The sequence below is a fragment of the Acidovorax sp. 107 genome (assembly GCF_003058055.1).
In the GTDB taxonomy this organism is placed as follows: domain Bacteria; phylum Pseudomonadota; class Gammaproteobacteria; order Burkholderiales; family Burkholderiaceae_C; genus Acidovorax.
The window spans coordinates 1,979,355-1,993,667 of the sequence record NZ_QBTZ01000001.1 but is presented as its reverse complement, the minus strand read 5'-3'; the positions used below and the strand labels follow the sequence as shown (position 1 = coordinate 1,993,667).

Below are 14,313 nucleotides of genomic sequence, written 5' to 3'. Positions count from 1 at the left end.
CCCTGAAGATGTGGCCGGTGGATGCTTCCACGGTGAGGCACAGAGGTGGGGGCCACGCACAGCATGGTGATGGAGTGTGTATCGCCACCTTAGGCAAGAACATTGACACAGGGGGCAGGGCACGGGCGTACCAGGCACACCGGGTGCCACTCCCCCCGGAGCAAGAGGGCTGCATGGCGACTGACTTTTCTGCCGCGTACTGGGAGCAAAACCCCGATGCACTGCTGGTGCTGTCGCCAGACGGCCAGGTGCTCAACTGGAACCCCGCCGCCGAGGGTATCTTTGGCTACCCCCAGGCAGAGGCGCTGGGGCGCTCAGTGCTGGAGCTGATCGTCCCCGCAGACCGGGCGAAGGAAGACGCCGACATGCGCGCCGAGGCACTGCGCGGAAGTTCTGTGGTGCACGAATCGGTGCGGCGGCGCAAGGATGGCTCGCTGGTGCATGTCAATGTGTCCACCAAGGCAGTGTGTGCGGCGGATGGGCAGTTGCTTCACTACCTGTCCAGCACCAAGGACGTCACCCAGCTCAAGGTGCAGCGCGATGCCAAGCTGCTCGAAGCGCGATTTCGCGACCTGCTGGAATCCACCCCTGATGCCATCGTGATGGTCAACGTGACCGGGCGCATCGTGCTGGTCAACTCGCAAGCCGAGCGCGTGTTTGGGTACCCCCGTGCCGAATTGCTGGGGCAGGCGGTGGAGGTGCTGCTGCCCCACCGCTACCGCGGTGCCCACCTGGGCCACCGCAGCGGCTTTTTTGGCCAGCCACGCACCCGCACCATGGGGGCGGGGTTGGAGCTGCACGGCCTGCGCAAGGACGGCGGTGAGTTCCCGGTCGAGATCAGCCTGAGTCCCATCGACACCGAAGAGGGCACCATGGTGATGAGCGCCATCCGCGACATCACCGACCGCAAGCGGGCGGACCAGAAGTTCAAGGACCTGCTGGAGGCCGCGCCCGACGCCATGGTCATCGTTAACCGCGAGGGGCACATCGTGCTCGTCAACTCGCAGGCAGTGAAGCTGTTTGGCTGGAGCCGCGACGAGCTGCTGGGCCAGCCCATCGAGCTGCTGGTGCCCCAGCGCTTCAGCGCCCGCCACCCCGACCATCGGCACAATTTTTTTGCCGAACCGCGCACCCGCTCCATGGGCGCTGGGCTGGAGCTGCATGGCCTGCGCAAGGACGGCAGCGAGTTCCCGGTGGAGATCAGCCTCAGTCCGCTGGAGACCGAAGAGGGCCTGTTTGTCTCCAGCGCCATCCGCGACGTGACCGAGCGCAAGCGCATCGAGCAGGTGCTGCGCGACAAGAACCTGGAGCTGGAGAACGCGGCGCTGGTGAAAGACCGCTTTCTGGCCAGCATGTCGCACGAACTGCGCACACCGCTCAACGCCATCATCGGCTTTACCGGCACGCTCTTGATGAAGCTGCCCGGACCGCTCAACACCGAGCAGGATAAGCAACTGCGCATCGTGCAGACCGGGGCCAAGCACCTGCTGTCGCTCATCAATGATCTGCTGGACGTGGCCAAGCTCAGCGCCAACAAGGTCACGCTGAACCTGGAGCCAGTGGACTGCAAAACCCTGATCGAAGAAGTGTCTGCCACACTGGAGTTGGAGGCGCGGCGCAAGGGCTTGGCCTTTGCTGTGCATACGCCGCCGGTGGATGTCTTGCTGCTCACCGATCGGCGCGCGCTCAGCCAGATCCTCATCAACCTCGTGGGCAATGCCATCAAATTCACGCAACAGGGACGGGTGGATGTGGTGCTGCAGGAGCTGCAGTTGCCCACCGGCCGTGCCGTGCAGCTACGGGTGCAGGACACCGGCCCTGGCATACCGCTGCAGGAGCAGCCCCGGCTGTTCGAGGCGTTTTCACGGGTGGAAAGCGCGGACCGCCGCCACCACGAGGGCACCGGCCTGGGTCTGCACCTGAGTCGCAAGCTGGCCGAGGCCTTGGGCGGCACGCTGGGTTTTGACAGCACCGAGGGCCTGGGCAGCACCTTTACCCTGCAATTGCCGGAGCATGTGGCATGACGACCACCACCACACATCCAGCCACCGTGCTGGTCATCGAGGACGATGACGCCAGCCGCATGCTGGTCACCTACCTGCTGGAAGCCGCCGGCCACCGGGTGCTGGCCGCCGAGAACGGTGCCGTGGGGCTGGAGCTGGCCCTCGCCGAAGGCCCCGACATCGTGCTGTGCGACCTGCAGATGCCGGTGATGAACGGCTACGAAGTGGCGCGCGGGCTGCGTGCCAGCCCGCGCTGGCGGGTAGTGCCTCTGGTCGCGGTGACGGCCTTCTCGATGCCGGGCGACCGCGAGAAGGCGCTCGAAGTCGGTTTTAATGAACACCTGTCCAAGCCCATCACGCCCGAGACCTTTGTGCAGCAGATCGAGACGTTTTTGGCTGGAGCCCGCCCAACCTCGTCCCAATCCGGTTGAACACCCCGCACGTACAGCATGGCAAAGATCCTCGTCGTCGATGACCTCCCCGCCAACCGCGCGCTGGTGGTGACCCTCGTCGGGCACAGCGGCCACCAGGCGCTGGAGGCGGCCGATGGCGCCGAGGCGCTGGCTGTGGTCCGTGCCGAGCGGCCGGACCTGGTGATCTCCGACATCCTGATGCCGACCATGGACGGCTTTGAATTCGTGCGGCAACTGCGCTCGGACCATGGCCTGGCGGCCACGCAGGTGATCTTTTGCAGCGCTCACTACCAGGAGGAGGAAGCCCTGCGCCTGGCCGAGGCCTGTGGCGTGACTCAGGTGCTGTTCAAGCCCTGTGAGCCGCAGGACATCCTGGCCGCCATCGAGCAGGCGCTGACGCAGATTCGCCACCAGCCGTCGGTGGCGCTGGAGCACGGCTTTCAGACCCGCCATCTGCAGCTGATGACCGACAAGCTCACCGGCAACATGGCCGAGCTGGAGGCCATGAACCGGCGCCTGTCTGCGCTGACTGATCTGAACCTGCAACTTGCCTCCGAGCGCGACCCGCAGGTGCTGCTGGCTAATGTATGCCGGGGTGCGCTCGAGCTGGTGGGGGCGCAATATGCCGTGCTGTGCGTGGTGCGCAAACACGGCGAAGGGGCCATCACCTGCACCAGTGGTATCGACCCCGCACAACAGACCGGGCCGCTGGAGCAGCCCGTGGTGTCGCACGGGCTGCTGGGCCAGCTGCGTGCCGAGCGCCGCTCGCATCGCATCGTCAACGAGGGTGCCGACCCGGTGGCGCTGGGCCTGCCCACCGGCTACCCGCCCGTGCACACGGCGGTGATGGCGCCCATTGTGTCGCTGTCGTTCTCCTACGGCTGGCTGTGCCTGGCCAACAAGCAGGGGGCCCCAGCCTTCAGCGCCGACGATGAAAAAGTCTTGGCCATCCTGGGCGCGCAGGTGGGGCGCATCTACGAGAACGGCAGCCTGTACCAGGAGATCCAGCAGCACGCCGACCAGCTGCAGGTGCAGGTGCAGGAACGCCAGCGGGCCATGGATGCCTTGCGCGCCAGCAAGACCAGCCTGCGCAGGGCGCAGGTGCTGGCCAAGATCTCCCATGTCATCAGCGGGCCAGACGGAGCCTTTGAGAGCTGGCTCGATACCTTGCCCGATATGCTCGGGCTGGACGACAGCGCCATGCCCCGCTCGGCCCGCGACTGGCTGTCGCTGGTGCACCCCGACGACCGCGACATGTTCCGCCGCCACGCGCTGCAGGCCGCGCACCTGGGGGCGCGCATGGATTTCATCTACCGCGTCGTGCGTGGCGACGGCCAGCCGCTGTATCTGCGCCAGGTGATGGAGCCGCTGGAGGACGAGGCGGGCCGGGGCGAGCAGGGCCGCTGGTTCAACACCATCCAGGACATCACGAAGGAAAAGCGCGCCGAGGAAGAGCTGCACGAGAGCGACCGTCGCTTCAACGACATGCTCGACAAGGTCGAGATGATCTCGCTGATGCTGGACTGCGAAGGCCGCATCACCTATTGCAACGACTACCTGCTGCGCCTGACGGGCTGGCAGCGCGATGAGGTGTTTGGGCGCAACTGGTTCGACCTGTTTGTGCCCCCCGGGGGGGCTGAGGTGCGCGGCGTGTTTGCCGACGTGCTGGCCGACCGCCCCTCAGCCTGGCACTACGACAACGAGATCCTCACCCGCTCGGGTGGGCGGCGCCTGGTGCACTGGAACAACACCGTGCTGCGCTCGGTGGGCGGGCAGGTGACGGGGGTGGCGGCCCTGGGCGAAGACATTACCGCCCGTCGCGATGCCGAGCGCCGCATCAAGCGGCTCAACCGGGTGTACGCCGTGCTCAGCGGCATCAACACCCTCATCGTGCGCGTGCGCCAGCGTGACGAGCTGTTCCGCGAGGCGTGCCGCATCGCGGTGGAGCACGGCCAGTTCAAGATCGCCTGGATCGGCCGCGTGGACCATTCCCTGCAAGAGGTGGTGCCGGTGGCCTTGGCAGGCGCTGGAGCAGACTTTCTGATGCACGTGCGGCGTCGGCTGTGGCTGACCGAAACCCCCAGGGTGGGCGAAAGCCTGAGCGCGAGCGTGGTGCGCACCCACGAGGCCGTGGTGTGCGAGGACATTCAGAATGACCCGCGCGTGCTGGTGCCCAAGGAACTGGCCGAGCGCGGTGTGGCATCGATGGCCGTGCTGCCTTTGCTGGTGGCCCACCAGGTGGTGGGGGTGATTGCCCTGTTTGCCGACGAGGCCGGGTTTTTTGACGAGGAGGAGATGCACCTGCTTACCGAGCTGGCGGGGGACATCGGCTTTGCCATGGACCACCTCGATAAGGAGGAGCGGCTGAACTACCTGGCGTACTACGACGACATCACCGGCCTGCCCAACCGCACCCTGTTTCTGGAGCGCGGCGGCCAGCACCTGCGGCCCCGCGAGGGCGCCAAGACGCTGCTGGGCATCGGGCTGGTGGATATCAGCCGGTTTCGCATCGTCAATGACACCCTGGGGCGCCAGGTGGGGGACGAGCTGCTCAAGCAGGTGGCACTGCGGCTGCAGCATGCAGCGGGCAATCTGTATGACGTGGCGCGCATCGGCATCAACAGCTTCGGCATTGCCGTGACCGAGGCGCGCGATGCTGGTGCGGTGGCGCTGGCGGTGGACCTGCTGGTGCGCGCCTGTTTCGATACCCCCTTCATGGTGGGCGGCACGGAGCTGCGCATGGCGGCCAAGGCCGGTGTGGCGCTGTACCCCATGGACGGCGCCGACGCCGAGACCCTGCTGCGCAACGCCGAGGCGGCCCTCAACAAGGCCAAGGCCTCGGCCGACAGCCTGCTGTTCTACACCTCGGAGATGAACACCCGCGTGGCCGAGGCGCTGAGCCTGGAAGGGCGCCTGCGCGCCGCACTGGAGCAGGGCCAGTTCGTGCTGCACTATCAGCCCAAGCTCCATCTGGCCAGCGGCACCATCACCGGCGCTGAGGCCCTGATTCGCTGGAACGACCCGCGCCGGGGCCTGGTGCCGCCGGTGCATTTCATCCCCATCCTGGAAGAGACGGGCCTCATCTATGACGTGGGCCGCTGGGCGCTGCGGCAGGCGCTGGCCGACAACCTGCGCTGGCGCCAGGCGGGGCTGGCCCCTCTGAGGGTGGCTGTCAACGTGTCGTTCTTGCAGCTGCGGCACCGGGACTTCATCGCCGAGGTGCGTGATGCCGTGGCCCACGATGCCCAGGCGGCCAGCGGCCTGGAGCTGGAGATCACCGAAAGCATGGTGATGGATGATGTGGATCGCAGCACGCAAAGCCTGCACGCCCTGCGCCAGATGGGCATCACCATTGCCATCGATGACTTTGGCACGGGGTTCTCATCGCTGAGCTACCTGGCCAAGTTGCCGGTGGATACGCTCAAGATCGACCGGTCCTTCATCCTGAACATGGCCTCGGGCCCGCAGGGCGTGGCGCTGGTGTCCACCATCGTCAACCTGGGGCACTCGCTGGGGCTGAAGGTGGTGGCCGAAGGGGTGGAGACCGAGGAGCAGTCTGGGCGCCTGGCGCTTCTGGGCTGCGACGAAATCCAGGGGTATCTGCTGAGCCAACCCGTCGCGGCCGAGGTGTTTGAAGCGCAGTTCTTGCAAACCCTGGTGGGGAAATAGCCGAAAAAAGAGCCGACCCGCAGGTCGGCGCGATCAGCATGACTGGCGTGGAGAGTATGGCTGGCGGTGGCGGCGGGTCGCTATGACGGCCGGGCCACCAGCCCGCCATCTTCAGCCTTTTTGCACCATCTTGATGATGCTGGAAAAGTCCAGTGCGCCATGGCCCGCCAGGCTGTGCGCGGCATACAGATTGCGCGCCAGGCCGCCCAGCGGGGTGCTGGCCTTGACGGCCGCTGCATTCTCTTGCGCCAGACCCAGGTCCTTGAGCATCAGGTCGGAGCCAAAGCCGCCCGCGTAGCCCTTGCTGGCGGGCGCGGTTTCCATCACGCCCGGCATGGGGTTGTACTTCTCCAGCGCCCAGTTGCCGCCCGAGCTGCGGCGCATGATTTCGCTCAGCACCTTGGGGTCCAGGCCGTTGGCCACGCCCAGGGCAATGGCCTCGCTGGTGCCCGCCATCAGGATGCCCAGCAGCATGTTGTTGCAGATCTTGGCCGTCTGGCCTGCGCCCACGCTGCCTGCGTGGAAGATGTTGGCACCCATTTTTTCGAGCACGGGGCGCGCGCGTTCCAGGTCAGCGGCATCGCCGCCCACCATGAAGGTGAGGGTGCCTGCAATGGCGCCGCCGGTGCCGCCCGACACGGGGGCGTCGATGAACGCAACGCCCTTGGCCTTGGCAGCCTCGGCCACCTTGCGCGAGGTGGCGGCGGCTATTGTTGAGCAGTCGATGATCAGCGTGCCCGCAGGCAACTGAGCCAGCAGCTCGCCCGCGCCCAAAAAGAGGCCTTCCACATGCTGGCTGGCAGGCAACATGCTGATGACGACTTCGGCGCCTTGCACGGCGGCCTTGGCATCAGCGGCGATGGGCACGCCGTCTGCGGCCAGCTTGTCGCGCGCGGTTTGCGAGAGGTCGAACGCGCGCACTTCGTAGCCTGCCTTGTGCAGGTTGTGTGCCATGGGGCCGCCCATGTTGCCGAGGCCGATGAATGCGATTTTCATGCTGTGTTGCTCCTGATGTCGTTGTGATGGTGAAGGGAATGTGTACGGATTTAGTATGAATTTGATAGCTGCCAGCGCATATGAATCGTGCGCTTGAGACCAAAAACCCCTGAAATTCAATCGGTAATGTCTGCCCCACGGCTCGCCAGCTCCGCGCGCAGCACCGAGCGGTGGCAGCGCGCCTCGTCCTCGCAGTAGCAGCCCAGCGACATCGCACTGTGGTGCGACAGCGCGGCCAGCAGGTCCAGCGTGCGGCTGGCCTCGGGCTGGGCCAGTTCCTTGCGGAATTGCTTGACGAAGGCCTGCCACTCTTTGTCGGACTGGTCGGCTTGCGCGTGCAGGGCTTCCTTCACCAGCTCGGGGCTGGGCGAGAGCAGCGGGTACCACACGTCGTAGTAGTCGCGGCTGGCGAACTCGGTCTTGGGCACGCCGCGCGGCGGGCGGCGCACCGTGCCGATGCGGGTGCCTTCACCAGCGGCGCGCGGTGTGCCAAGGCGGACGATGCGAAGAGGCATGTTGGGGCTCCGGGGTGGGCAGTGCAAAAGGGCGGGGTCAGTCGTCGGCTTCGAAGATGCTGTGTTTCTTCTGGGCCGTGGCGGCGGTTGTGGCTGGGCCTGCGGGCTTTTTGGTAGCGGGCGCTTTCTTGGTGGTCACGGGGGCTCTGGCATTGGTCTTGGCTTTGGCCTTGCGCGGCGGCGTGGCCTTGGCCAGCGGGTTGTAGGCCAGGGCTTCTTCCAGCCAATACGTCCACTGCGCGCGCGTGGTGTAGCCGTTGGGCTCCACCCAGAAGTAGCCTTTCATGCCCCCGCCGGGCGACAGCTCGCGCGTGTTCTCCATCTCCTGCAGCACACCGTGGCGCTCGGGCGGCAGGCGCACCAGCAGGTCGTCGCCCTTGACGCCGATGCACAGCTTGCCGTCCACAAAGAAGCAGTAGCAGCCGAACATGGTCCGCTCGTCCACATCGCTGCGGTGCGCGAGCGCGCTGCGCACGGCGTCGATCAGGTGCAGGGTTTCGTCAGACAGCGGGCGGGCGGGCATGGTGATGGCAAAAAATGCCGGTAGTGCGAGTGGAATATGCCTGGATTGCTATGAATTTTGTAGTTATCGGATGGCTTCCGTCGCATCCCCATCCAGCATGCGCCGCGCAATGATGACGCGCATGATTTCGTTGGTGCCTTCCAGAATCTGGTGCACGCGCGCGTCGCGCAGCAGGCGCTCCAGCGGGTATTCGCGGATGTAGCCGTAGCCGCCGTGCAGTTGCAGGGCCTCGTTGACCACGGTAAAGCCTGCGTCGGTGGCAAAGCGTTTGGCCATGGCGCAGTAGGTGGATGCGTCGCGCGCCCCGGCGTCGAGCTTGCTGGCGGCCAGGCGCACCATTTGGCGCGCTGCGACCAGTTCCGTTGCCATATCGGCCAGCTTGAACTGCAGGGCCTGGAAGCTGGCGATGGGTTTGCCGAACTGCTTGCGGTCTTGCATGTACTGCTGGGCGGCGTTGAGCGCGCCTTGCGCCGCGCCCACCGAGCAGGTGGCGATGTTGATGCGGCCGCCGTCCAGGCCCTTCATCGCGATCTTGAAGCCTTCGCCTTCGCGGCCCAGCAGGTGGTCGGCGGGGATGCGCACGTTGTCAAAGCTGATGGTGCGTGTGGGCTGGCTGTTCCAGCCCATCTTCTGTTCCTTCTTACCGTAGCTGATGCCCGGTGCGTCGGCCGGCACCACAAACGCGCTGATACCGCCCGCGCCCGATGCCGCATCGCCCGTGCGGGCCATGAGCACCAGCACGTCGGTGCTGCCCGCGCCACTGATAAAGGCCTTGCTGCCGTTGATGACGTATTCGTTGCCGACCAGCTCGGCGCGGGTCTTGAGCGAGGCGGCGTCGGAGCCTGCTCCGGGCTCGGTCAGGCAGTAGCTGGCCAGCTTTTCGCCGGTGGTGAGCAGCGGGCCCCAGTGGTCGCGCACGGCGGGCGTGGCCCAGGTGCCCAGCATCCAGGTGGCCATGTTGTGGATGGTGATGAAGGCGGTGGTGCTGGGGTCCACGGCCGCCATTTCTTCAAAGACCAGGGTGGCATCGAGCCGGGGCAAGGCGAGGCCGCCGGCAGCTTCGGGGGCGTACAGGCCACAAAAGCCCAGCTCGCCCGCCTTGGCGATGGCTTCTTTGGGGAAGATGCCTTCTTCGTCCCAGTGCGCGGCGTGGGGTGCCAGCTCGGCTTGGGCAAAGTCGCGCGCGGTCTGGGCAAAGGCGCGCTGCTCTTCGGTGAGTTCAAAGTCCATGGTGTTCTGTCTCTTGGCTTTTTGTTGTTCTGGGGTGGGGCGGGTTCATGGCTTGGCGGACGGGTGGTCCAGCGTCAGCCAGCGCATCAGGCCCTTGCGGCGCGCCTGGGTCTCGGCCGTGAGGCACTCGTGGTACAGGCGCGGCCACTGGGGTTGCGATTCGTTGCTGCGCTGGGCCTGCTTGCAGCGCGTGGTGCGCTCGCGCTGCCAGGCGGTGTGCTCCTGCCGCAGCTGGGGCCGCTCGTGGGCCGACAGCGCGCGCATCACGTCGCCGTAGAGGACTGCGATTTCGGTATCGGCCGCCTGGAAGGCTTGCACGGCGCAGGCGTTGGTTTCTTCCACCGTGCCGCTGGGTTTGCAGGCCGCACCGGCTTGCGCGTGGGCATTGGCACCCACCAGCATCACGCACGCAGCACCGAAGACCATGGCCCATCTCCGCATCGTTGTCTGAAAAGTTTGCATGCCCCGCTTTTACCACCGACAACCGCTCGCAAAAACTGGCACTGCCTAAGCCAATGCCACCGTGCAAGGGCCGCCATCACGCGTTTCAGGCACGGGTGGCGTCCCCCTTCCCGCGCAAAGCGCGAGAGAAGGGGGAAGGCGCGCAGCGCCTCAGGGGGATGTCACTTCAAGCTGATCGTGGTGTTCACACCATGCGAGATGGTGCTGTCATCAAACCAGCGTGCCGTCACGGTCTTGGTCTGCGTGTAGAACAGCACAACCTGCTTGCCATAGGGGCCCAGGTCGCCCAGCTTGGAAGCGCGCGAGCCCGAGAACGAGAACAGCGGCACTGGCACAGGGATTGGCACATTGATGCCGACCTGGCCCACGTCGATCTCTTCCTGGAACTTGCGGGCCGCCGCACCCGACTGGGTGAAGATGGCGGTGCCGTTACCGTTGGGGTTGTCGTTGATGAAGGCAATGGCTTCGTCAATGTCTGCTGCGGCCGACAGGCACAGCACGGGGCCAAAGATCTCCTGCTCGTAGATGCTCATGCCGGGCTTGACGCCGCTGAAGACCGTGGGGCCCACAAAGTTGCCCTTTTCGTAGCCCGCCACCTGGGGGTTGCGGCCATCCAGTTCCAGCGTGGCGCCATCGGCCACGCCGCGCTCGATCAGGCCCTGCACGCGGTCTTTGGCGGCGCAAGAGACCACCGGGCCCACGTCCGTGCCCTTTTCGATACCGGCGCTGATCTTGAGGGTCTTGGCCTTAGCCACCAGGTCAGGAATCCATTTCTGCGCCTCGCCCACCAGCACCACCACCGACAGCGCCATGCAGCGCTGGCCTGCAGCGCCAAAGGCGGCACCGGCCAGGGCGTTCAGGGTTTGTTCCTTGTTGGCATCGGGCAGCACGATGGCGTGGTTCTTGGCACCCATCATGCACTGCACGCGCTTGCCGTTGAGGCTGGCGCGGTTGTACACGTGCGTGCCCACCTTGGTGGAGCCCACAAAGCTGATCGCCTTGATGTCCTTGTGGTCGCAGATCGCGTTCACGGCCATCTCGCCGCCGTGCACCACGTTCAGCACGCCAGGAGGGATGCCCGCTTCGAGCGCCAGTTCGCACAGGCGCATGGTCACCATGGGGTCTTGCTCGGAGGGCTTGAGCACGAAGGTGTTGCCCGTGGCAATGGCCATGGGGAACATCCACAGCGGGATCATGGCGGGGAAGTTGAAGGGGGTGATGCCTGCGCATACACCCAGCGGCTGCATCAGTGTGTAAGTGTCCACGCCATTTGCCACGTTGTTGGCCAGCTCGCCCAGTTGCAGGTTGCCGATGCTGGCGGCGTGTTCCACCACTTCCAGACCACGGAACACGTCGCCTTCGGCGTCGGGCAGGGTCTTGCCCTGTTCGGCCGTCAGGATAGCGGCCAGCTCGGCCATGTTCTCGCGGATGAGCTGCTGGTACTTGAGGAAGATGCGGGCGCGGGTGCCGATGGGGGTCTTCTTCCAGGTCTTGAACGCTTCCTTGGCCGAGGCCACTGCGGCATTGATTTCGTCCTGCGTGGCAAAGGGCACGCGGGCCAGCACCTCTTGGGTAGCGGGGTTCACCACATCTCGCCATTCGGTGGTCTTGGATTCGACGAACTGGCCGCCGATCAACAGCTTGACGGTGGGGGCCAGCACGGCCGTGGAAGTGGGTGCGTTCATGGGGTGTGTCTCCTGGAAAAAATGCGTGCAGGGGTGCGGCAAGGTGCCTCGAACTGCGCCATGTTAGCTGTGCGAAATTGCTGGTGCAATAGAGAAAATTGCACTTTGTTTTTGCATATTTGCACATCGTCAACCTGCTTGTGCTGGCCCCATGGCACACCGCCCGCCTGGGGCCTTGTCCGTGTATGCGGTGCAAGGCCCCAGGCGGGCGCGAGGGTCATTCGGCAGGTTGTAGAGGCGCAAGGCCCCTGGCCGTCACTCCAGGCTGATGTTGGCTTTCTGGATCAGCAGCTTGTACTGCTCGGACTTGACCCCGGCCTGGCGCTGGATTTCTTCGACCGACCAGGATAGGGGCTCGAACGCAAAGGTGTTGAATTTCTCGCGCACTTCGGGCTCTTGCAGCACCTTCAGCACATCGGCGTGGATCTGGGCGCGCACCGGTGCAGGCACGCCTTTGACGGCCAGCAGGGATACGAACGAGTTCACATCCACCTGCGCGGGGCCCCCGGCCTCGGCCAGCGTGGGCACATCGGGCAGTTGCGCAATGCGGCGCGGGCCGGCCACGGCCAGGTAGCGGATCTTGCCAGCCTTGTAGATGCCCTGGCTGGACGGAATGCTCGCCAGGCTCCAGGCCGGGTCGCCATTGGCAACCGAGGTGAACAGCTGGCTGACCTCGCGGAACGGCACATGGGTCATTTGTGTGCCGTCCACCAGGTCCAGCCACTCACCGCCCAGGTGGCCCGGGCTGCCCACGCCCCACGAGCCGTAGCTCACCGCGCCCTGGCCTTTCTTGGCGGCCGCAATCAGATCGCCCATGTTCTTCCAGGGGCACTGCGTGGGCACCGCAACCAGGAACGGCGTGCGAAACAGCGGCGCTACCGGGTCAAATACCTGCAGCGTCTGGAAGTTGCGTTGCTTGTACAGGTGGGGCAGGGCGGACAGGTGTTCGCTGTCCAGCTGCAGCAGGGTGTGTCCGTCCGGTGCGCCACGGCGCGCGGCCTCGATGGCGATGAAGCCGCCGCCGCCGGGGCGGTTGTCCACCGTCACGCTTTGCTTCCAGGCCACCGACAGCTTGTTGGCCACCAGGCGCAGCACCGCGTCGGGGCCGCTGCCGACGGCGAATGCGGTGACCACGGTGACCGGCTTGTTGGGAAAGGCGGGTGCACTGCCCTGGGCCCAGGCCAGGCCGGTGGCGCTGGCGCCGCCCAGCAGCAGGGCTGTGGTGGTGAGCGCACGGCGGCGCAGGCCGCGCTGCGGGGCCAGGGTGGCGTGGTGGTGGGGCGCCGAAGTGGCGGATGGGAAGGCGGGCATGGTTTGTCTCCTGGTTGTAGTGATGAATGCGGGTGTGCCGGTGGTGGCTGCGGTGGTGTGGCAGCGTCAGGCGTCTGGCTGGGCCGCAGGGGCGGCGCGGGCAAACGCGGGCAGCTCGGCGCAGGCGGCATCCACCGCGCGGATGAGCGGCCAGGCGGCCATGTCCACGCCGAAGCGGCGGGCGCTTTCGACCTGCGGAATCAGGTACACATCGGCCAGGCTGGGCGCGCCGCCAAAGCAGTAGCTGCCGCGCGTGGTGTCCTTGGCCAGTAGGGCTTCGATGGCGTCAAACCCGGCGGTGATCCAGGTGGCGCACCAGGCGTTGATGGCGGCCTCGTCCGCGCCGAACTGCTTGCGCAGGGTTTGCAGGATGCGGCGGTTGTTGATGGGGTGTACATCGCAGCCCACAATGGCGGCCAGTGCGCGCACCTGGGCGCGGGCCAGCGGGTCGGCAGGCAGCAGTGAGGGCGTGGGATAGCGCTCCTCCAGCCATTCGATGATGGCGGGGGACTGGATGAGCACCTGGCCGTTGTCGAGCTCCAGTGCAGGCACCAGGCCCTGCGGGTTGATGGCCTTGAACGGTGCTTCGGCCTGCTCGTCCACGCGCAGGTCCACGGGCACGTAGTCGGGCATGAGGCCCTTGAGGTGGAGCGCGATGCGCAGGCGGTGCGAGGTGCCGCTGCGGAAAAAGCTGTAGAGCTTCATGGGGCGGTCCTCGGTTTATGCGGGCTGGCCCACGGTCAGCGCGATCTCGCCCACACCCTCCACGCGGCCGGTGATGTGGTCGCCGGGCACCACGGCGCCCACGCCTTCGGGCGTGCCGGTGTAGATGAGGTCGCCGGGCTGCAGGTGGTAGAACAGGGAGAGGTCGGCAATGATCTCGCGGATGTTCCAGATCAGCTTGTCCACGTTGGACTGTTGCTTGACCGCGCCGTTGACCGACAGCTCGATCACTCCGGACTCGATCACCTGGCCCGGCATGGGCACCACCTCGCTCGCCACGGAGGATTGCTCCACGTCCTTGCCCAGGTCCCAGGGGCGGCCCTTGTCGCGCGCCACCAGTTGCAGGTCGCGGCGGGTCATGTCGAGGCCGCAGGCGTAGCCGTAGATGTACTCATGCGCCTGCTCGGCCGGGATGCGGAACCCGGCCTTGCCAATCGCCACGACCAGTTCCATCTCGAAGTGGTAGTTCTGCGTCTCAGGCGGGTAGGCCACGGTGGCGCCCGACGCGGTCAGCGTCTGGGGGGCCTTGGTGAAGTAGAAGGGGCGCTCCACGCTTTTGTCCACGGGGCGGCCCATCTCGACAGCATGCGCGTGGTAGTTGCGGCCCACAAAGAACAGGCGGTGGATGGGCAGGCGCTGCGCGCTGCCGCGCACTGGCAACGATTGAACGGGGGGCGGGGTCCAGAGGTAAGAGGTAGCAGTCATCGGGGCTTCCGGTCAAAGAGGAGTGCAGGGCCCACCCGCGTGGGCGGGCAGACGCTGCAAGGAATGAATGGGGCGGGG

At 66.0% G+C, this 14,313-nt stretch carries 12 protein-coding genes; 3 read left to right on the top strand and 9 right to left on the bottom strand.

The annotated features are described in order from the left end of the window. Positions 1-173: 173 nt before the first annotated feature. From C8C99_RS09405 to C8C99_RS09395, 3 genes are read left to right on the top strand one after another with little or no spacing between them, the layout of a single operon-like run. Positions 174-2,024 carry a PAS domain S-box protein gene (locus C8C99_RS09405; RefSeq protein WP_056644832.1) on the top strand — a complete coding sequence of 617 codons (1,851 nt, stop codon included), beginning with the start codon at positions 174-176 and terminating at the stop codon, positions 2,022-2,024. Next, complete coding sequence (locus C8C99_RS09400) at positions 2,021-2,434, top strand: response regulator (RefSeq protein ID WP_108625600.1); 414 nt, start codon at positions 2,021-2,023, stop codon at positions 2,432-2,434. The genes C8C99_RS09405 and C8C99_RS09400 overlap by 4 nt, the downstream gene beginning before the upstream one ends. 18 nt (positions 2,435-2,452) lie before the next feature. Further along, positions 2,453-6,085 carry an EAL domain-containing protein gene (locus tag C8C99_RS09395; protein WP_108625599.1) on the top strand — a complete coding sequence of 1,211 codons (3,633 nt, stop codon included), beginning with the start codon at positions 2,453-2,455 and terminating at the stop codon, positions 6,083-6,085. Positions 6,086-6,196: 111 nt separating this feature from the next. Here C8C99_RS09395 and mmsB read toward each other — a convergent pair whose 3' ends face one another. The 9 genes from mmsB to C8C99_RS09350 form a co-directional block, all read right to left on the bottom strand. Next, a complete protein-coding gene (gene mmsB / locus C8C99_RS09390) occupies positions 6,197-7,138 on the bottom strand; it encodes a 3-hydroxyisobutyrate dehydrogenase (protein WP_255411700.1) in 942 nt (313 codons plus the stop codon). 59 nt (positions 7,139-7,197) lie between these two features. Next, positions 7,198-7,596, bottom strand: a complete 399-nt coding sequence (locus C8C99_RS09385; protein WP_108625597.1) for a DUF488 domain-containing protein — start codon at positions 7,594-7,596, stop codon at positions 7,198-7,200. A gap of 37 nt (positions 7,597-7,633) precedes the next feature. Then, entirely contained in the window at positions 7,634-8,119 is a 486-nt protein-coding gene (locus C8C99_RS09380; RefSeq protein ID WP_108625596.1) for a TfoX/Sxy family protein, read from the bottom strand. A gap of 63 nt (positions 8,120-8,182) precedes the next feature. Then, a complete protein-coding gene (locus C8C99_RS09375; RefSeq protein ID WP_108625595.1) occupies positions 8,183-9,349 on the bottom strand; it encodes an acyl-CoA dehydrogenase family protein in 1,167 nt (388 codons plus the stop codon). 45 nt (positions 9,350-9,394) lie between these two features. After that, complete coding sequence (locus C8C99_RS09370) at positions 9,395-9,775, bottom strand: lysozyme inhibitor LprI family protein (protein ID WP_199226371.1); 381 nt, start codon at positions 9,773-9,775, stop codon at positions 9,395-9,397. A gap of 197 nt (positions 9,776-9,972) precedes the next feature. Then, positions 9,973-11,496, bottom strand: a complete 1,524-nt coding sequence (locus C8C99_RS09365) for a CoA-acylating methylmalonate-semialdehyde dehydrogenase (RefSeq protein WP_108625593.1) — start codon at positions 11,494-11,496, stop codon at positions 9,973-9,975. A 255-nt stretch (positions 11,497-11,751) separates the two neighbouring features. After that, positions 11,752-12,807 carry a tripartite tricarboxylate transporter substrate binding protein gene (locus tag C8C99_RS09360; protein WP_233247192.1) on the bottom strand — a complete coding sequence of 352 codons (1,056 nt, stop codon included), beginning with the start codon at positions 12,805-12,807 and terminating at the stop codon, positions 11,752-11,754. A 66-nt stretch (positions 12,808-12,873) separates the two neighbouring features. Then, entirely contained in the window at positions 12,874-13,512 is a 639-nt protein-coding gene (gene maiA, locus C8C99_RS09355; protein WP_108625592.1) for a maleylacetoacetate isomerase, read from the bottom strand. Positions 13,513-13,527: 15 nt separating this feature from the next. Beyond that, positions 13,528-14,235, bottom strand: coding sequence for a fumarylacetoacetate hydrolase family protein (locus tag C8C99_RS09350; protein ID WP_108625591.1), 708 nt, complete (start codon positions 14,233-14,235; stop codon positions 13,528-13,530). Positions 14,236-14,313: the final 78 nt, after the last annotated feature.

What these genes read in the sequence shown, in the direction of transcription:
- C8C99_RS09370 (WP_199226371.1), bottom strand. Translation starts at nt 9,775, where the DNA reads ATGGTCTTCGGTGCTGCGTGCGTGATGCTGGTGGGTGCCAATGCCCAC.
- C8C99_RS09350 (WP_108625591.1), bottom strand. Translation starts at nt 14,235, where the DNA reads ATGACTGCTACCTCTTACCTCTGGACCCCGCCCCCCGTTCAATCGTTG.
- maiA (WP_108625592.1), bottom strand. Translation starts at nt 13,512, where the DNA reads ATGAAGCTCTACAGCTTTTTCCGCAGCGGCACCTCGCACCGCCTGCGC.
- C8C99_RS09385 (WP_108625597.1), bottom strand. Translation starts at nt 7,596, where the DNA reads ATGCCTCTTCGCATCGTCCGCCTTGGCACACCGCGCGCCGCTGGTGAA.
- C8C99_RS09395 (WP_108625599.1), top strand. Translation starts at nt 2,453, where the DNA reads ATGGCAAAGATCCTCGTCGTCGATGACCTCCCCGCCAACCGCGCGCTG.
- C8C99_RS09405 (WP_056644832.1), top strand. Translation starts at nt 174, where the DNA reads ATGGCGACTGACTTTTCTGCCGCGTACTGGGAGCAAAACCCCGATGCA.
- C8C99_RS09365 (WP_108625593.1), bottom strand. Translation starts at nt 11,496, where the DNA reads ATGAACGCACCCACTTCCACGGCCGTGCTGGCCCCCACCGTCAAGCTG.
- C8C99_RS09400 (WP_108625600.1), top strand. Translation starts at nt 2,021, where the DNA reads ATGACGACCACCACCACACATCCAGCCACCGTGCTGGTCATCGAGGAC.
- C8C99_RS09380 (WP_108625596.1), bottom strand. Translation starts at nt 8,119, where the DNA reads ATGCCCGCCCGCCCGCTGTCTGACGAAACCCTGCACCTGATCGACGCC.
- C8C99_RS09375 (WP_108625595.1), bottom strand. Translation starts at nt 9,349, where the DNA reads ATGGACTTTGAACTCACCGAAGAGCAGCGCGCCTTTGCCCAGACCGCG.
- C8C99_RS09360 (WP_233247192.1), bottom strand. Translation starts at nt 12,807, where the DNA reads ATGCCCGCCTTCCCATCCGCCACTTCGGCGCCCCACCACCACGCCACC.